Origin of the sequence: aff. Roholtiella sp. LEGE 12411, assembly GCF_015206995.1 — a bacterium.
GTDB lineage: Bacteria > Cyanobacteriota > Cyanobacteriia > Cyanobacteriales > Nostocaceae > Komarekiella.
The window spans coordinates 1-19195 of the sequence record NZ_JADEXR010000114.1 but is presented as its reverse complement, the minus strand read 5'-3'; the positions used below and the strand labels follow the sequence as shown (position 1 = coordinate 19195).

Sequence of the window (19195 nt, the reverse complement as noted above, 5' to 3'; positions counted from 1 at the left end):
AGCTATCTGGGGTTGTTCTTTTTTTATTTGGGCAAGTGTCTATGGTCAATGGGTAATGGGAAATGGGTAATGGTCACTGGGTAATGGGGATTGGGCAATGGGCATGGGGCAATGGGCATGGGGCAATAAATAGTAAGGAGATATTCTATGCGCTATTCCTTATGCCCGAAAACCACGCCCTCTGTGGGCGTGGTTTTTTATTCGTTTCCCAAATAAGCTTCAATTACAGCTGGATCATTTCTCACAATAGATGGTTCGCCCAAAGCAATCAATTGCCCAAAGTCTAATACGGCAATGCGATCGCATAAACCCATTACCAATGGTACATGGTGTTCAATGAGAATGATTGTTAAATTGAAGCGATCGCGAAGGCTACGGATAAATCCACTGAGTTGCTGTTTTTCGTTGGGATTCATACCCGCAGCAGGTTCGTCGAGGAGTAAGATTTGCGGTTCTAGGGCTAAAGCACGAGCAATTTCTAAGCGACGTTGATCACCGTAGGGAAAATTTCTGGCTTTTTCTTCGGCGCGATCGCTTAAGCCAATTAAATCCAATAATTCTAAGGCTTTCTGTTTACTTTTAGATTCTTCACTAGGTGCTGGTGGTAATCCTAATAGCCCTGTTATAATACTACTTTTTGTATGTAAATGTCGAGCGATGATTACATTTTCTAACGCCGATAGTTCTCCAAATAAGCGGATATTTTGGAAGGTACGGGCGATGCCTAAAGCAGCAATTTGATGGGGACGCAACTGGGATTCCGCACCGTAATAAAGTAATTTTCCGCTCGAAGGTTGAATGAAAGCGGTAATCAAGTTAAACAATGTTGTTTTTCCTGCACCATTAGGGCCAATCAGTCCAAAAATTTCATGTTTATTGACTGTAAAAGATACATTATTTACTGCAACTAAACCCCCAAAGCGGCGAGTCAATGCTTTTGCTTCTAAAACAATATTTTTATTATCTATTGGGATGGGGTACGACATTTTGCATATTAGTTATGAATCATTCAATTCTGGTTTCTGCTGCTTTGTTTGTTTCTCATTTGGCGTCTTTTAAAAATATCTGGAGTCACCAGTCCTTGGGGGAAAAAAATTGTGCCTGTTACTATCAGCAAGCCAAAAATAATTAATCTTCCATCTCGCAAAAACTGTGCTAGCCAAGTAGGTAATCCACCTGTATCGGCTAAGGTTCGCAAAATTTCTGGCAAGGCGGTAAATACCATGCCTCCCACTACTGACCCCAAAAAAGTTCTGGAACCACCAATCAATACAAAAGTTAAATATATAATACTGGCATCGAAAGTACCTTGACGAGCATTCCAAGTGTTGAGAAAGTGGGCACTAATTGCGCCTACAATTCCCGCTAGGATTGCTCCGAGAGTAAAAGCTAAAACTTTGTAAGAAGTGGGATTAATTCCCATCGCACTGGCAGCTAATTCATCTTCGCGGATGGCAATAAATGCCCTTCCTACACGGATGCGTTCTAGGCGGTAAAATAACACCATACTAATCAAAAGTAATGGTAAAGCAATCCACAAATAACTAATTTGAATGTCGAAAGGTTGAGGAATATTAGGTATCCCGATCGCACCGCCTGTAATATCCATATTTAGTGATATTACTCGCAAAACCTCTACAAAAGCAATGGTGGCGATCGCTAAATAAATTCCCCGCAATCGTAGTACTGGGATTCCTACTGCTATACCTAAAAAACCACACAGGATACCTGCAATGAGCATTTCTAATAACAGCAGAGGAATGGGGAATAAATTGCCAGCAGGGGTAGCAAAAACAGTAGTAGATAAAATTGCGGCTACATATCCACCAACAGCGTAAAATCCAGGGCTAGCTAAAGATAATTGTCCAGCCATCAATGGTAAATATAGGGATAAACCAAGCAATGCCCCTAATACCATAGAGACAATTAAAGAACCATAAGTAGCCAAAAAATCATCCATTCTAAGCTTTTATCAACTCTTAAGCTGTTAATATTTGCTCTGCTGTCAGCGCCAGTTCAGGAAAAGTTCGGGATATAATCCGCTCTGAATCTCTAAACTGTGTACGCTGGTATTTCCCCTCAGCATCTAATAGAAATACAAACACTGCTGGAACTTTTGGATTTCCTAAATACTCTCTTAACCCAATTGCCAAATAATCTACAATCCAATATTCTATAATACCTAAACGTTGATATTCATCCAATTTATCAATGTAATCATCTTCCCAATTAGTTGATGTCACTTCTATAGCTAACTGGATAGGTACTTCAAGTGCAGAATAAGCAGAACGATTTGAGCGCCATACATCTTTATCTATGACACTTACATCAGGCTTTCGTCCTTGTTCTGTTCCTTTAGCAGTTACAGTTTTAAATACTGCTGTATTATTAACTACATAATTTAAGTTAAATCGTTTAATTTCATCATTTAAAGCAAACAAGATAAAATTGGCAACATCATCATGATTTCTGGTTGAACGCACTTCTACAATTGCTCCATCAACAAGTTCATATAAACCTTCCTCTGGACACTGTTCAAGAAACTGCTCAAAAGTTAGTTTCTGTTTTGTGAATATTGTCATGGCTCTACGCCTCCTTTATCTGTTATCAGCATCCTTAAACCTTCTGAATAAACCGCCGTCCTAGCAAACCTTGAGGTCTAACTAATAGCATAATAAACAAAATTCCAAAGGCGACTGCATCTTTAAAGGCAGAGTATTCGCTTGGTACAAATGCCTCTGCTAATCCAATTACTAAGCCTCCCAGCACCGTACCAGGAATACTACCTAAACCGCCTAAGACAATTACCGCTAAACCCCTCAAACCGAAAGCAATACCGAAATACGGCCCAGCTATACTAACACTAGAGGCGACTAAAGTCCCTGCCAATCCTGCTAAAAAACTGCTAATGAAAAATGTTAGGATAATAAAGCGATCAGTATTAATTCCTAATAAACTAGCAGTGGTTGGATCTTCTGCGATCGCCTGCATTGCCTTACCATATTTAGTACTATTAATAAAGTAGGTAATAATTGCCACAAAAACCACTGATACGGCAAAAATTACCACTTGTACGCTGCGAATTGGAATTGGGTTTTCTGGCGTACCAAAGTTAACAGCAGGTGGCAAATTACCGTAAGTATCAGCTGGGAATGTGTAACTTTCTGCGCCTACTAAATACTGAATTAAGTTCACAATTACTACAGCTACACCCAAGCTAGAAACTACTGTCAGCAAAGGGTCAGAACCTTGACGTCGTAAAGGTTGAAAAGCAACACGTTCCATTACAATTCCCACCATTCCCGCCAAAGTGCTTGCGATAAACAAGGATATAGCAAATGGTAATTTGACAGGCAGGGCTGCGTTAGCTAGCAAGCCGTTAAATCCAAAGCTACCACCCATGAGCGCATAGGTGAAATATGCACCCAGAGTAAAAATTGCACCATGAGCTAAATTAATGATGCCCAAAATTGAATAAACCAAGGTATATCCTAAAGCAAAAATCGCGTAGACACTGCCGATGGATAACCCGTTTAACAATTGCTGCAAAAACATGTTTATAGTCATGTAAAACTATTTTAAAAAGGTGAATCTGCCTTGAATTTTATCTTGATCAAGTTTAATTTGGGCTACATAAAAATCTTTTTGCACTACTTCGCCTATTGGTGTAAAACTAATTTCACCAAGAGGTGTATTGTATTTTCCAGATAATATCTGTTTATTCAATTCTCTTCGCAATTGTGGTAACGGTAGTTTACTTAATTTGCTCTTTTTATCTACAGCTTTCAGAGCTTCTACATATACTTGCACCGCAGCAAAAGCTTGGGCGCTAAATTGCGGTGGCTCTTTCTTGTATTGGTCAACATAAGCTTTACGGAATGTAGCGTTGATCGCACCTGGATGTTCTGGACTGTAAGCTTGAGCAATCAATACACCATCGCAAAGTGCTTTACACACTGGCAATATATTTGAGGTGTTCAGACCATTACCGCCAACAATTGAGCCTGTATAACCTAGCTCTCGCAATTGTCGCACCAAATTACCGCCATCAGCAGCTAAGCCAGAAATAATAATCAAATCTGGTTTAAGATTAATAGCATTAGTCGCTTGACTTTGAAAGTCTGTATCACTAGTTTGGAACTTTTGTACTGTTACTAATTCCAGTTTTTGATCCTTAACTGTTTGCTGGAAAATTTCCGTTTCTGACTTGCTAAATGCATCATTTTGAGCATAGAAAACTGCAACTTGTTTAATGTTGGGGTTTTGCTTCAGCGCAGCTTTAACTGAATTAGGAGCAACAATGGAAACTGGTGCAGATACACGAGCAATGTAATCACCAATTTCTGGAATGTTTTTAGCAGTATTTGAAGGGCCAATAACTGGGACTTTCGCACGTTCAGCAACAGGGTCAGCGCTAAAAGCTTGTTGTGATAAAGTTGGGCCTACAATACCAATAACTTTATCTTTATTAATTAAAGTTTGAAAAGCGTTAATTGCTCCGGCTTCATCTCCACTAGTATCTTGAAACACCAATTTAATTGGAGTACCATTGATACCTCCTTTGTCATTGAAATACTTTTCGGCAATTTTGGCTCCAGCAACTTGCTCTTGACCTAGTAATGCGACGTTGCTAGTTTGGGCAACAGCAACACCGATGGGAACAACACTGGATGTACTTGTTGTGGCTGTGGTGTTAGTTGTAGTACTATTGGCGGTATTACCTGCCGAATTAGTACCAGTTTGAGTACCGCCGCCACAGGCTGTCAGCAACACAGCGCAAGTAGATAATAATGCTGTTGTACGAGCAATAGAGTCTTTCATCGGTGAATAGTCATGTAGTGATTAGATATCTTGCAAAAACTAATAGTGAAGGTAACAATGCACGAACCATTTGAGGCTATTTACACTTTTGCAAGAACTTTATTAAATCATTTTTATTTGACCATGCAAAGACAAAATTTCAAAGTGTTTGTCAACACAAATTATTGTAATCAGCGCTAGAGTGGTTCTTTGACTTGATCTGATATGGCGTAGGAAATGGTGGCGATCGCTAGTACACTCTGAAAAGCAGCTCCCATTGTAAAAATACTGCTCAAGTAATCATTGGTGCTAATTTGCTTATATAATAAATCATTATCATCCCCTCTGTGCCTCTGTTTGTGGTAAATTGCTGAAGCGTTTCATGAAGCGGCGGTCAATCCAATCTTTCCAATACCACAATAGTTTGTGAGGTGGTAAATTAAAAGTACCCCTTGTAGCGATCGCTCGTTTATCTCCTGTACCAATTAAACTCAAATATTCTTTCTGTGGTCTATAAGGTTTAAGCGACTGGCCTAATAAAATCCGTTGCAAGTTCTCAAACAAAGGCTTACCTTGGCGGACAGCAAACACCCCAGCTTTTGGACAGGAATGATTTATCATTGTTGCAATGTCACCAGCAGCAAATATGTGCGGATACGTTTGAGATTGTAACGTGTCTTCTACCAGAATAAAGCCTTGCTTGTCAGTCCTTAGCCCAGATGTTTTTAACCATTCAGGTGCTGATGCTTGCGTTACCCAAAAAATTTTATTGCACTCTATCGTCAACCCAGATTCACATTTAACCTCAAATACTTCTCCATTTTCCCTTTCTGCAAGCCCAGAAGGATTAAGAGTAAGGTTCTGTGGTGCAACTTTGCACACAGTTTCCCCAAGATGTAGCTTAATACCTTTCTCGATTAAAATTTGTTGAATTTGACGCCGTACCGATTGATGATAATTGGGCATCAATTCTGTGTCACGCTGAAATAGATGAATTACTAAATTTGGAATTGGTTGTTGAGTTTGATGCAATATCTGATGTAATTTAGCTCGCATTGATAGCGCCATCTCTACACCGCCAACACCTCCACCCACAATTGCAATGCTAGTTGATTCTTGAGGATTTTTACTAACAGTTTCAACTAGTCGATTCCAATTTTCTAATAATTGTGATACTGGCTTAGCCGCAGTTGCATATTCTGCTGCACCTGCTACAGTTATCGTTGCAGGAGTACTGCCAATATCAATAGAAAGCACATCAAAATCTACAGCAGGTCTGTTAGCGCAAACAACTTTATTATTCTCCAAATCAAGGGCTATCGCTCGGTCAATATACAATTGTGCTTGAGCAAAGTTTGCTAAGTTCCGCAAGTCAATATGACATTCATCATGGCTGTAAAATCCAGCAATGTGTCCTGGGAGCATCCCCGAGTAAGCTGTATCTGAAGCTACAGTAATCAAAGTTAAACGTACTCCGGGTAATGGCTTCATACCAAACATTTTTAGGACAATGGCATGGCTATGCCCACCACCAATCAACACTAGGTCTTTAACTATCGGTTGTAAATTTTGCTGCATTTGTACATTCGGAATTGATTTTGAGGCGGGATAATAACGAAGTTACCGAGAATCTCTGTAGAGACGTTGTATTTTAACATCTCTACTTTCAACACAGTTTAGTAATTAAACATAAATAGATCAAAATTTTCATGATCAGCCTCAGTTGTCAGTGAAGAATGAAGATTAGTAAGGAACGTGGATTAAACAAAATGCCAAACTTTTGTTTGTTAGGCTACGCCCTGCCATAGGGTAACGTACCTTACGAAAGTTGTAGGTTATTAAATCCACAATCCTTAGTAAACTCATAACTGATGAGCTTAGCAAATGTGCATTTTTATCTATGTTTACTTAACGAACAGCTATATTTTCTCTTTTATTTTTCCGTTATTAGTTAGATTTACTAATATTCAAAAATATACCTTATATGGAACAATAGCATACACCACTATATTAACAAAACTGTAATTGTGTTGATAGTAATTTTTAATGGTTATCAAGTTATGAAAACTATTTTGCCAAAGAAAAATAGCCTGTTGTCAAAAATATTCCTTAAGATAGTTGCTGCTCAGGACAAGGTTATAAATCCTCAGCATCGGTCGTCAAAACAACGTTTAAAAATAGCACTTGAACAGTTGGGGAATAATTCGATAGAAACCAGTCTGGTTGTAATTCCAGATTTACAGCAAATCGCTCAAGATTATCCACAATACCACTGGGTGATCATGGACACTCTTACTACTTTTGTGCGGGTAAATTCTCCTTATGTGCTCCAAGGAATAATGAGCAATCCATCAGCAAAAGTTCGTACAGATATTCAAGTAGCTCTTACAGTTATCGCCAGCAGAGATGTAAAAAAAGACCCGAAAGATGAGCAACTAAATTTGAGTCACACTGACATGAGAGGAGCTAATCTGAATGGGGCTAACCTAGAACAGACAAATCTTTATCTATCTAACCTCTCTGAGGTAAACCTTTCTGGAGCCAATCTAAAGGGAGCAATCCTCAGTGCGGCTAACTTAGAAGGGGCAAACCTTTCTGGAGCTAATTTAGAGGGAGCAATTCTTAGTGCGGCTAACTTAGAAGGAGCAGACCTGTCTAGAGCCAACTTAAATCGGGCAAATCTATATCTAGCTAGGCTGCATAGAGCAAATCTTGATGATGCTATACTCGATGGCGCAAACCTCAGAGAAGCCAAATTCTCTAATTAAGACATCAAGCGGATAAAGATAGGATATATTTCGTGAATTTAAATAAGTCTTTTGAGACATAGTAAAATTATCAGCTAAATGCTATACTATTTTTTCCTAACATCTAAGTAATAATTCTGGATTGTGAGGAATATTTCTGCCATGTCTGCTAATAAGACAGACGCTCTGTTGAATTGGTTAATAGCCATAACAGTTATATTTGCCCTCTCATTGACTGTAATTTTCTTCGCATTGTCCAGTATCAAGGAATTGTCAATTCAGGAAAAAATACAGTATAGAAACCAAGCCTTAACAACTGCTGCAATAGTTTTTCTGGCATCGGCAGTAATGTTTAATGCTTACTATACGGCAAAGCGTGCCCAATCAATGCATAAAAATGCGATCGCAGCCGAAAAAACTCTAGAAGTTGGCATTCAAAATGCCAAACTCAATCAAGATAGGTTGGTTGCAGAACGTTTTATGGCGGCGATCGCACAGCTTGGGCATGAGAAAATTGAAACTCGGACAGGTGCAATTTATGCATTGGAACGAGTTGCTCAGGATTTTCCTAAAGAACACTGGACAATCATGGAAATCCTGACAGCCTTCGTGCGAGAAAATGCATCAACCCAGTCGATGGAGAGAGTGCAACAACACTTGGAATACTCACCAGAGGTTTACACAAGTAGGCGTAGAGGTGAGATAAGTCCTAAACCGTACTCAGATCAAAATCTTCATGAAGAATTGCCCAAAATTCGCACCGATATTCAAGCAGCTTTGGCTGTCATCGGTCGGCGTTATGCACTCGAAGACCCAAAAGATCAAAAACTTGATTTACGTAATACAGACATTAGACGAGCAGATTTGCTAGGAGTCAACTTCCAACAAGTAGACCTACGCGGATCTGATCTTAGTGGAGCCGACCTGCGCGGAGCTGATTTATGTGAAGCAAATCTTGATGGCGCTAAATTCATTGGGTCTATTCTCTATGAAGCAAAATTGCGAAAAGCCAGTCTAATTGGAGCCAACCTACAAAGAGCAAACCTCAATCGTACCAACTTCTCTGGAGCAAACCTGCGTTCAGCTAATCTTTCTGGAGCAAGTCTGCGTGCAGCTAACTTAAAAGGAGCAAACCTTTATAAAGCTAACTTGCAACAAGCAACCTTGAAAGTCGCCAACCTTTCTGGAGCCAAGCTATTCTTAGCTAACTTGCAAGGAGCAAAGCTTGGTAAAGCCAACTTGCACCTGACGGGTTTGATTGGAGCCAACCTTTCTGGAGCCAACCTGAATGGAGCCGACCTTTCTGGGGCAAATCTGAATGCAGCTAAACTTAAGCAAACAGATGTCTATTTTGCTAACCTCTCGGAAGCCAGCTTAACTGAAGCTGACCTTTATCAGGCAAACTTCATCGGAGCTAACCTCCAGAGAGCAAACCTCTATCAAGCCAACCTGACTCGCTCAAACCTCATGGGAGCTAACCTTTCTGGTGCAAACCTTGGGGATGTCAAACTCGAAGGGGCAGTTCTGACAGGAGCTAAAAACTTAGAATTACAACAGATTACAATGGCACTTGGCGATCGCACAACTCGCCTACCCGATTACATGGAACCACCAACACACTGGCGACAATCTAGTTAAGTTATCTGACCATCAATTTAGTTATTTGGGCGCATTCTACCGTTTTCACGAAATTCTATAGTTTCTACCAAACTCTCCATAATAATTGTGGAGATGAGAAATATTCAGACGATTGATTATCTTGAAGCACCAACACATTGGCACTAATCTGGCTAATTACTTAACTTCATCAACTTCAACTCTAGGTAATTAGTAATTATTAAGATTTATTGCTGATTTTTTGTAATTAGTTATACAAATATTCTCACCGTTTTCAACTGCGTAGAATACAGATCCTTCATAGAGATGCAACATTTTTGTACCCCCATTAATTGATGTTGGTAAATGAGAAAGACTATCTATGTGATTCAAGATGTTTTAAGGTTGAAACACCTGTATTTTCTCAAGCCTTTACCTAGTAGATTTTTTTGATATAGTTCTGCTACTTCCAGTTAGCACATTAGTAATGCAAGGCTTTTGGACTCTGTTAACTCGCCTGATTCATATTGTTTATATAAATAATTGATGGGAATAGATAGATAATTCCTGATGTAGCAGTTTTTTGAATGGTAATTTTATCCGTGTTTGTACGGTATCAAATATTGACTTAACCTCATAGGATGAACCTAAATTAACTTACCTAAGGAGTCAGATATGAGGACTCATCACATGTCCTTGATCAAGACCAATGAAATAACAAGTATGTTGTTAATTATTTCAGTTATATTTATTTTTCCATTAACTTTAACTTACTCATTATTCTCAGATATTCAAGGGGTATCAAATCAGCAAAAAATCGAATATATCACTCAATTATTAACAATAATTGCCATATTTTTTGGAGGTTTGGCAGTTAGTATTAATGCTTATTTTACCTCAAAGCTATCTCTGGGCATTGATCAGAGTGTATTAACGAAACACCTTCATGGGGTACTAGGTTGGGATAAAAATATCGGAATGGGCATCAACGATAAACAACAAAATCTAGAGGAATTTGCTCCAGAACGATTTTCTAAAGCAATTGAACAGCTAGGAAATGAAAAGATTGAAACAAGATTTGCTGCTATTTATGCTTTAGAAAGAATTGCAAAGGATTCTCCGAAAGACCATTGGACAATCATGGAAATCCTCGCTGCTTTTATCCGAGAGAATGCCCCAGTTAAGCATGAAAATGAAGATGAGGCTGAGTCGGAGGAATTATTAAAACTTCCTACAGATATTCAAACAGCCTTGACTGTGATTGGACGACGCGATTCACAAAATGATCCAATCAATCAGAAACTGGATTTACGCAATACAGACCTCAGTGGTGCAGACTTAATGGACGCCAACCTCTCTAAAGCGATCCTAATAGGAGCCAACTTGCAATGGGTCAACCTAATACGAGTAAACCTCTCTGAAGCAGACTTATCTGAAGCCAATCTTTGTGGGTCAATCCTATATGAAGCCAACTTACAAAAAGCAATCCTCCCAGAAGCCAATCTGCAAGGAGTAGTCCTTAGAAAAGCTAATCTTGCTCAGGCCATCCTTTATGATGCCAATTTAGAAGGAGCAACCCTTTATGATGCCAATTTAGAAGGAGCAACCCTTTATGATGCCAATTTGGAAGGAGCAATTCTTTGTGATGCCAACCTCTGTGGAGTAAACTTTGAGGGCAGCAATCTCCAAGAAGCTAACCTGATTGGAAGTAACTTGCAAAGGGCAAAACTGATTGGAGCTAACCTAGAAAGTGTATTGCTCAGTACAGCCAACCTGCAAGAAGCCAACCTACAAGAAGCAAACTTGTATGAGGCTAAGTTACAAGAGGCAAACCTGACTGGAACTAACCTACTAGAAGCATTTCTACAAAAAGCAAATTTGTCTGGAGCCAACTTGAGCAAATCTGAACATTTAGAATCAGAGCAGATTGAATTGGCAATAGGCGATCGCACAACTATTCTGCCAGAAAATCTTGAAGTACCCAAGCATTGGCGTTAATAAAAAGCCGAAACTTAATTAAACATTAAGCTAATTACTTGGTTAATAATCTTTTGATAATGGGTGATGGATAATTTTCAATATCCGTCACTCATTACTATTAGGTAGCATGAGTAAACACTCTACCTGAATCCTTACGCAAAATGACATATATATCCTCAAAAACGCTCTCATTTGAGAATTTTCTCTATCAATATCGAGACAATCACCGTTATGAATTGGCAGACGGAGAACTAATTGACATGGAACCCACAGGCCCGCACGAAACAGTGAGTGGCAAACTTGCAACCCAAGTTGGTATCTACCTTGTTGCAGAAAAACTCCCTTGGTTTATTCCTCGCAATTGCTTAATTTATCCCTTCGCAGATGTTGCTACGGCTCGTCGTCCTGATGTTGTGGTTCTCGATGAAACCGTTCTCGATCGTGAACCCCTTTGGGAGCGAGAACCCGTGATTACCCTGGGACGCTCGATTCAACTGGTGGTTGAAGTCGTTAGCACCAACTGGGAAACAGACTATGCTCGGAAGGTTGAGGAATATGCTCTTTTAGGCATTTCTGAATATTGGATTGTAGACTACCGCGGTTTGGGCGGTGTGGCATTTATTGGTAAACCCAAACAACCTACTTTCACTGTCTATCAATTGGTTGAAGACACCTATACTCAACAACAATACCGACTCAACCAATCAATTAACTCACCACTTTTACCCCGTCTCCAACTTTGCCTAGATGACATCCTTCCGCGTTAACTAATTTCTATCAGGTTGACGAGGTGTTATTAGGGGCAGTATTAGCTTAAAATTCTGACTACTTGAAATAATTAATAATGATGAAACGCCGCCAGGTTATCAACACAGGTGCGATCGCTACGGCAACTGCTGCTACCCTAGTTTCTTGTACCAGAACTAGTACATCTCCTAGTGTGCAAGCTGGACTACCAAATATCCGTTGGCGGATGGCGACCAGCTGGCCCAAGTCTTTGGGTACTTTTATCGGTGCTAATACAGTTGCTAAGCGGGTTGAGGAAATGACCAACGGACGTTTCAAGATTACGCCATTTGCGGCTGGGGAGTTGGTACCAGGATTGCAAGTACTCGATGCTGTGCAAGCCGGAACTGTTGAATGTGGTCACACATCAAGCTACTATTACATCGGCAAAAATCCGGCTTTAGCTTTCGCCACCTCCGTACCTTTTGGTTTAAATGCCCAACAGCAAAATGCTTGGCTTTATCACGGTGGTGGATTAGCAGCTATACAGAAAATTTATACTAACTTCAACGTGATTAATTTTCCCGCCGGCAGTACTGGTGCACAGATGGGGGGATGGTTCAAAAAAGAAATTAAATCTTTGTCTGACCTCAAAGGTTTGAAAATGCGAATTCCCGGATTGGGTGGAGAAGTTATGTCGCGTTTAGGGGTGAATGTGCAAGTATTACCTGGAGGCGAAGTTTATTTAGCACTAGATAGAGGAGCAATCGATGCAGCCGAGTGGGTAGGCCCTTACGATGACGAGAAACTTGGTCTAAATAAAGCCGCGCAATTCTACTATTATCCTGGCTGGTGGGAACCAGGGCCAACTTTAGATGTGTTAGTTAACTTGAATGCTTGGAAGCGCCTACCCAAGGAGTACCAAGAAATCTTTAAGACAGCGACTTTAGAGGCTAACTTAAATATGCTCAGTGAATATGATGCTTTGAATGGGGAAGCACTTTCGCGGTTGCTAGCTGGTGGTACTAAGCTTACTCCCTACAGCCCAGAGATTATGCAAGCAGCACAAAAAATCTCCTTTGAGCTATTCAACGAAAATGCTAGCAAAGATGCAACTTTCAAACAAGTTTACGAACAATGGAAAACGTTTCGGCAAAGTGTGTATAACTGGAATCGCGTTAACGAGTTGAGCTTTGCCAATTTTGTGACAAACAATAACACCTGATCAGGAATTAGGAGAATCAAGAAACTAATTTAGCGATCGCAGTAGGCATCGAGCTAATACAGGTCAGTTAAGGCTAAAAATGAGAATTTGTGTGGTTTGAGGAGCTACTTACGTGGCTCCTCAAACCACACTAGCGATCGCTCATTCCTATATCTTCAGTTTCCCAAAGAAGGTAGGAAACTGACAATGCCTGGAAAGACAATAATTAACACCAACACTAACAGTTGCAGCAGAATAAACGGTATTACACCGCGATAGATATCGGCTGTGGTGACTTCTGGCGGTGCAACACCGCGCAAGTAAAACAGGGCAAAACCAAAGGGAGGAGTAAGGAAAGAAGTTTGTAAATTTGCTCCCAATACTACACCATACCAAACTAGGTCAATGCCTAACTGCTGGGCAACTGGGACAAACAAGGGAATGACGATAAAGGCGATCTCGAAAAAGTCGATGAAAAAGCCGAGGATGAATATCACCGCCATGCTGACAATCAAAAAGCCAGTTTTGCCACCGGGAAGATTGGCAAGAACATCAAACATGAATTGATCGCCATTCAATCCTCGGAAGACTAAACTAAAGGCTGTGGAACCAAACAGGATAAAAATCACCATGCTGGTGATTCGCAAGGTGGCATCACAAACTTGACGCAGAGATTCTAAAGTAAGTTTACGGTTAGCAGCAGCAAGAGCGATCGCCCCAGCACAACCCACTGCACCAGCTTCCGTCGGCGTGGCAATGCCAAAAAAGATACTACCCAGTACCAAGAAAATCAGTATTAAAGGCGGCAGCATCACCTGAATTACCCGCTTTGCCAAGGCTTTGCCACCAATTTCTCGCACTTCGACAGGTAAAGCTGGTGCTAAATCTGGCTTCAAAAATGCCACAATCAGTACATGCAAGCCAAAAGCACTCGCCATCAGCAAGCCAGGAATCACTGAACCAATGAACAAATCGCCTACCGATACACCCAACTGATCGCCCAGTACTACTAACACCACACTCGGCGGGATAATTTGCCCCAAGGTTCCCGATGCAGCAATCACACCTGCGGCTAATTCTTTGTTGTAACCATAACGCAGCATAATCGGCAGGGAAATCAACCCCATTGCTACAACTGTCGCCGCCACTACACCAGTGGTTGCTGCTAACAGCGCACCCACCAGCACCACAGCTAAAGCCAGTCCACCACGCAAACCTCCCAACAGAATCCCCATCGTTTCTAACAGCCTCTCTGCTACCCCGGATTTCTCCAGCATTGCCCCCATGAAGATGAAATAAGGGATAGCTAACAGGGTATAGTTTGCCATGATGCCAAAAATTCGCTGTGGCATGGCAGTGAGAAATACTGGATCAAATGTACCCAGTCCAATTCCCAAAATTCCAAATGCGATCGCCACACCACCCAATGAAAAGGCTACTGGATATCCCAATGACAGCAATAGCAACGCGCCGGCAAACATCACTGGCCCCAGCCATTCATAAGCCAGCGTCATGATCTTTCTCCTGGGTTTCTAGTCTTCCTTGTCTATGAGACGTTACGCCAAGGAGAATCGCCAAGTTTTTGATCGCCTCAGAAATTCCTTGAAAAATTAATAGAATAAAGCTAATAATAATCATGGCTTTAATGGGGTAGCGAGGCAAACCACCAGGATCAGATGATAATTCCCGAATTTGCCACGAAGCGGCGATCGCATCCCAAGAAAAAATGATCACTATCAGGCAAAATGGAATCAAGAAAAATATCGTTCCTAGCAAGTCTGCAAATGCCTTCCGCTGACGCTGCCAATTACTATAAAAAATATCAACGCGGACGTGTTCGTTATGCTTTAAGGTGTAAGCTGCTCCCAACAAAAAAACTAAATCAAAGATATACCATTGAGCTTCTATATAAGCGTTGGAGGTGAAGTTATTGCCAGTAATCCGCCCCAAATATCGTCCGACAACATTCCACACACCAAGTATGACCATTACTAGCACCAGCCAACTAGTAAATCGACCGATAAGTTCAGTGCAACTATCAATAATTCTTGATATTTTTAACAATTTATCCAATGCTTGTCTTACCTCTGGAAACGCTTTAACCGGGCTAAAGTTTATACTTTGCGATCGCTAATTCCTAGCCGCTATCAAATGTTCGCATTGAAAGGACTACAACTCTAGGTTACAGTATGTTTTAACCCACAAAGGTGGGTTTTGATTGTGTAGCCGCGACTTCCAGTCGCCCGGTGAGTAATAAATTAGACTTTTCAAACAACCTCTTAAGCAATGGTAGGAGTGGACTGTCAAGAGAGGCGATGCCTACGGCAAGCTACGCTAACGCCAAAAGATAAACGGGAGAATTGACAATGGTCAGCAGTCTTAAAGAACTAATTGATGAGCCAGAATTGGGTCAGACCTCAGATCCAGAAGAAAGATTTATCAGCAGTGGCGTAAGTTGGCAGAGCTATGAATCGTTACTAGTCAAACTAGAAAACAACTCTCATTACCGTGTTACTTATTTAGATGGAATATTAGAGATAGTGTCGCCATCAATCAGGCATGAAAAAATCAAAACGAATTTAGGGATGCTGTTAGAGCGTTTCTTTTACAGCAAGCGTATTCGTTTTGTACCTATGGGAAGTTCTACTTTTAGAAACAAAGCAAAAAAAGCAGGTGCAGAACCAGACGAATGTTACTGCATAGGTGAAGAGAAAAGTGTACCGGACTTAGCCATAGAAGTAGTTCTTACCAGTGGCAACATAAGTAAATTGGAAATCTACCGAAGATTAGGAGTTGCAGAAGTTTGGTTTTGGGAGAAAAACCAGTTTAAGCTACACCACCTACGGGACAATTCCCAAACTGAGCTTGCCACCGTTTACCCTGATACCTATGGGTATGAGCAAATAACAACAAGTGAGATCCTGCCAGAATTAGAAATTTCCTTGCTAGAGCAATGCATTTCAATTTCAGATTCAATTCAAGCTGTTGATGAATTTGAACAGGGGCTAAAAGCGGATAATAAGTGAAGAGGCTGTCGTATAAGTCAACCCAGTTTTGTCGAAGAGAATCCTATTGTCTTGTGCTGCGTTCGTACCAAAAACTTGTTATGAATTGAATAAATTAATTAGGGACTGACGTCTAGTCTATGCACCTATGCTAAAAGGTTATTCCATTGCAGAGCGAAACGCGGGAGCAGGAAAAAATGTTTTAAATGCAGCTTGACGCTCAGGTAAAGGTTCTGGAGTATCATCCCAAAGGCTTTTGTAGTAGAAGAAAGCTATGCCCAAACCACGTTCTTGAACTGCCCGCACCTGTGACTTAATTTGTTGTATTGGAACTTGATTATTTTGTAAGCCTGTCATAATACCAACTCCGGTTGGAATAATTTGTTGAGCTTCTTGAATTTCCGGGCGGGAAATATTAGCGATAAAACTTTGCAAATTAGGACGATAAATTTGCACAATTAGCTCGTCCACAATATCGAGCCGTATCCAAGCAAGCCAGTCTTGCAATTGAAATTTATAAGCAAAGTCGTAGTAATTGGGAGAAACAGAGAAAATTGCTTGAGGTTTTACGGCTTTCACAGCTTGATTAAGTTGTACCATAAACGCTGTGATTTTATCTGCTCGCCAGCGTATCCATGCTTGATCTTGAGGATTGGTAGGGGGATTGTTTTTAGTTTCTTTAGTGTACAAGTCAACCGTGTATTCATCATAGCCAAATTCGTGAGGCAAGCTCATGTGATCGTCAAACTGAATACCATCGGCATCATATTGCGTGACGATTTCCAGCACGAGATTGCTAATAAACTGTTGCACCTGTGGATGGAAAGGATTGAGCCACATCACCTCACCCGCAGCGCTAATTGAAGTTTGGCTACCATCCCGTTTTTGCGTGAACCAATTTGGATGATTCAACGCTAGTTCCGATGTTGGGGGAGCCATAAAACCAAACTCAAACCAGGGAATTACGAGTAGTCCTTGGCGATGGGCTTGGGTAATTAAGTCTGCGAGGATATCATGTCCATCTGCACCTCGCAAGACGAATGGTTGGATACCTGTACGTTGTGCCACGGCACTGGGATACATCACATAACCAGAATTCCATACTACAGGATAGATAGTATTGAAATTTAGCTGTCGCAGTTGGCTCACAGCATCTTGCACTTTGCCTCGATTTTTGAGGGTATCAAAATCATTGTTGGTCATCCAAACCCCGCGAATCTCTTGACGAGGTAACTGCGCGATCGCAGGGGTAAAATTATCAACTAGCAATACTATGACCAAGGATATCAAAACCAGGAGCGGGAAGAAACACTTGAGCAATTTCTGACGACAAGTTCCAATAGTAAGTCCCTGTTCGGACTTTTCTGCGCGTCTACGCCGCCAGCCTTCAGGAGAAAAACTTAATTTTATCGGTTTGAATAATGCGTTAGCTACCCACACAAGCCATCGCATGTTTTTGTGATGGAATCTTCTAGCTATATAGTCTACAGGCATTTAAACTTACTAAAGGATTGGTGAATTGGTAGTAGTTCATTGGTTATTGACTCAATTGCAAGGATAATCATTTATCATTTGAAAATCAAATCTAAGCGCTGCTGGGTTGCTTGTAATGCGCCAGAGGGTGAATTTTTACCTAACAATACAGATTCAATTGCTCGACCTAAACTATCCGAAATTCGATTGTAACCAGGAAAAATTGGACGCGATCGCCCATACTTTGCCTGATCTAAAAATACCTTCACCTGTGGTAACTTCTGAATAAATTCCTGATATTTTGCACTTCCACGAGACTTGATATTCACAGGTAAATAGCCAGTTCCCCGCGCCAATTCTGTCTGAAATTCCTCACTTAATGCATACTCAGCGAACTTAAATGCTGCGTTCTCTCGTTTCGGTGTTGTTTTAAATAAAAACAGATTCTCACCACCAATACTAGTTGCAGGTTTTTGCCCAATAGGAATCGGCAAAACATCAAAATCGACACCAGTCTCTTGCAATTGTCCCAGAGTCCAAGGCCCACTTAATTGCATCGCCACCTTCCCAGCAAGAAAGTCATCCGTTTCATAACCCCGTTCGGGGCCAGATAAAACAGCGGAACCATCCGTAATTAAATTACGCCAGAATTGCAAAGCTGCGATCGCCCCTTGATTATCTTTCAGCGCTACTTCTGCTGCATTCTGCGAATTTCCACTCACCAGTTCGCCGCCACCACTCCACATAAATGGCAACCAGGTGAACACTGTAAATTCTCCCTTCCCTAAAGGTAGAAACATCCCATATTGATCTATCTGTCCATCACCATTGGTATCACGAGTTAATTTCTTCGCAACTTGCTGAAACTGTTCCCAAGTGCGGGGTAATTCAGTAATCCCTGCTGCCTTGAACAAACTTGGACGATAAAAAATACCCACATTGTTTGTAGCAAAGGGTACTGACCAAATCTTCCCATTGTATTTCATTGATGCATACAAAGTAGGGTCGATTTCGGCTTTTACTGGTGAAGTTGCCAGCATTTCATCCAAAGGTAAAAGCGCACCAAGTTCCACCAATTGACCGCCAATCGTTGGATTATACCACAACAAATCAGGGGGTGCATTTCCTACCACCGCTGCCAAAATTTTGGGCATTTGTTGATCTTGTTGCCCAACATAAAGCGACTCTACTTGAATATCTGGATGGGTTTGATTAAATTTATCTACCAGCTTTTGTAATACATCCCGATTTGGTGGTGGATTCACACCTTGCCACAGAGTCACATGAGTAACTTTAGTTTCTTTAAGGCCGGGCAAAATAACCTGACATCCGGCTAAGGCTAGTATGCCCACCATCAATATAAGCAGTAATTTCCTCAAGTACTGTAGTACTTTTTTTCTTTTTCGCTTGGCATTGCGGCGGGAAGGCGAAAAAAAGTTGGACATGATGTTGATTAAATAATTAACTAATTCTTCTAGTTTGGTTACTATAACTTTGGAACCTTGATCCAGCGTTGCACAGTTATTTTAAGTTAGGGTTTTTCCCAGCGAATATCTACAATTAAACAAGTACATCTTTGCATCTAAGTAAAAGCTAGGTATATCCTATAGTAATCCGATTTGATTCGTGAACTGACTCGTAGGGATGGGGCATGGGGCATGGGG

The 19195-nt window shown here is 40.9% G+C and carries 16 protein-coding genes; 6 read left to right on the top strand and 10 right to left on the bottom strand.

The features are described from left to right. Positions 1–197 precede the first annotated feature (197 nt). The 6 genes from IQ246_RS21255 to IQ246_RS21230 all read right to left on the bottom strand — a co-directional run bounded on the left by IQ246_RS21255 (position 198) and on the right by IQ246_RS21230 (position 6378). The gene (locus IQ246_RS21255; protein WP_194005322.1) at positions 198–986 is read right to left on the bottom strand and encodes an ABC transporter ATP-binding protein; all 789 of its coding nucleotides are present in this window, start codon (positions 984–986) and stop codon (positions 198–200) included. A 23-nt stretch (positions 987–1009) separates the two neighbouring features. Beyond that, on the bottom strand, positions 1010–1960 hold the full coding sequence (locus IQ246_RS21250; RefSeq protein WP_194005321.1) for a branched-chain amino acid ABC transporter permease: 951 nt from the start codon (positions 1958–1960) through the stop codon (positions 1010–1012). 19 nt (positions 1961–1979) lie between these two features. Continuing rightward, positions 1980–2582, bottom strand: coding sequence for a Uma2 family endonuclease (locus tag IQ246_RS21245; RefSeq protein ID WP_194005320.1), 603 nt, complete (start codon positions 2580–2582; stop codon positions 1980–1982). Positions 2583–2616: 34 nt separating this feature from the next. Continuing rightward, entirely contained in the window at positions 2617–3567 is a 951-nt protein-coding gene (locus IQ246_RS21240; protein ID WP_194005319.1) for a branched-chain amino acid ABC transporter permease, read from the bottom strand. Positions 3568–3573: 6 nt separating this feature from the next. Next, on the bottom strand, positions 3574–4821 hold the full coding sequence (locus IQ246_RS21235; protein ID WP_194005318.1) for an ABC transporter substrate-binding protein: 1248 nt from the start codon (positions 4819–4821) through the stop codon (positions 3574–3576). Positions 4822–5136: 315 nt separating this feature from the next. Further along, positions 5137–6378, bottom strand: coding sequence for an FAD-dependent oxidoreductase (locus IQ246_RS21230; protein WP_194005317.1), 1242 nt, complete (start codon positions 6376–6378; stop codon positions 5137–5139). A gap of 482 nt (positions 6379–6860) precedes the next feature. Between IQ246_RS21230 and IQ246_RS21225 the strand changes: the two genes are divergently transcribed. From IQ246_RS21225 to IQ246_RS21205, 5 genes are all read left to right on the top strand, one after another. Beyond that, positions 6861–7568, top strand: coding sequence for a pentapeptide repeat-containing protein (locus IQ246_RS21225; protein ID WP_194005316.1), 708 nt, complete (start codon positions 6861–6863; stop codon positions 7566–7568). 141 nt (positions 7569–7709) lie between these two features. Beyond that, positions 7710–9185: a pentapeptide repeat-containing protein gene (locus tag IQ246_RS21220; protein WP_194005315.1), complete on the top strand. Its 1476-nt coding sequence runs from the start codon at positions 7710–7712 to the stop codon at positions 9183–9185. A 681-nt stretch (positions 9186–9866) separates the two neighbouring features. Further along, positions 9867–11141 carry a pentapeptide repeat-containing protein gene (locus IQ246_RS21215; RefSeq protein ID WP_244142109.1) on the top strand — a complete coding sequence of 425 codons (1275 nt, stop codon included), beginning with the start codon at positions 9867–9869 and terminating at the stop codon, positions 11139–11141. 143 nt (positions 11142–11284) lie between these two features. Further along, positions 11285–11890: a Uma2 family endonuclease gene (locus IQ246_RS21210; protein ID WP_194005313.1), complete on the top strand. Its 606-nt coding sequence runs from the start codon at positions 11285–11287 to the stop codon at positions 11888–11890. 80 nt (positions 11891–11970) lie between these two features. Continuing rightward, positions 11971–13074, top strand: a complete 1104-nt coding sequence (locus IQ246_RS21205) for a TRAP transporter substrate-binding protein (RefSeq protein ID WP_194005323.1) — start codon at positions 11971–11973, stop codon at positions 13072–13074. 155 nt (positions 13075–13229) lie between these two features. Here the strand turns inward: IQ246_RS21205 and IQ246_RS21200 are convergent, their stop codons facing one another. Beyond that, positions 13230–14567 carry a TRAP transporter large permease subunit gene (locus IQ246_RS21200; protein ID WP_194005312.1) on the bottom strand — a complete coding sequence of 446 codons (1338 nt, stop codon included), beginning with the start codon at positions 14565–14567 and terminating at the stop codon, positions 13230–13232. Continuing rightward, a complete protein-coding gene (locus tag IQ246_RS21195; protein WP_194005311.1) occupies positions 14551–15126 on the bottom strand; it encodes a TRAP transporter small permease subunit in 576 nt (191 codons plus the stop codon). The genes IQ246_RS21200 and IQ246_RS21195 overlap by 17 nt, the downstream gene beginning before the upstream one ends. A gap of 293 nt (positions 15127–15419) precedes the next feature. On the opposite strand from IQ246_RS21195, the gene IQ246_RS21190 reads away from it, so the two are divergent. After that, positions 15420–16079 carry a Uma2 family endonuclease gene (locus IQ246_RS21190; RefSeq protein ID WP_194005310.1) on the top strand — a complete coding sequence of 220 codons (660 nt, stop codon included), beginning with the start codon at positions 15420–15422 and terminating at the stop codon, positions 16077–16079. A 138-nt stretch (positions 16080–16217) separates the two neighbouring features. Here IQ246_RS21190 and IQ246_RS21185 read toward each other — a convergent pair whose 3' ends face one another. Together IQ246_RS21185 and IQ246_RS21180 are read right to left on the bottom strand one after the other, a co-directional pair. Continuing rightward, complete coding sequence (locus tag IQ246_RS21185; RefSeq protein ID WP_370588533.1) at positions 16218–17537, bottom strand: glycoside hydrolase family 10 protein; 1320 nt, start codon at positions 17535–17537, stop codon at positions 16218–16220. An 89-nt stretch (positions 17538–17626) separates the two neighbouring features. Beyond that, a complete protein-coding gene (locus tag IQ246_RS21180) occupies positions 17627–18886 on the bottom strand; it encodes an ABC transporter substrate-binding protein (RefSeq protein WP_370588532.1) in 1260 nt (419 codons plus the stop codon). Positions 18887–19195: the final 309 nt, after the last annotated feature.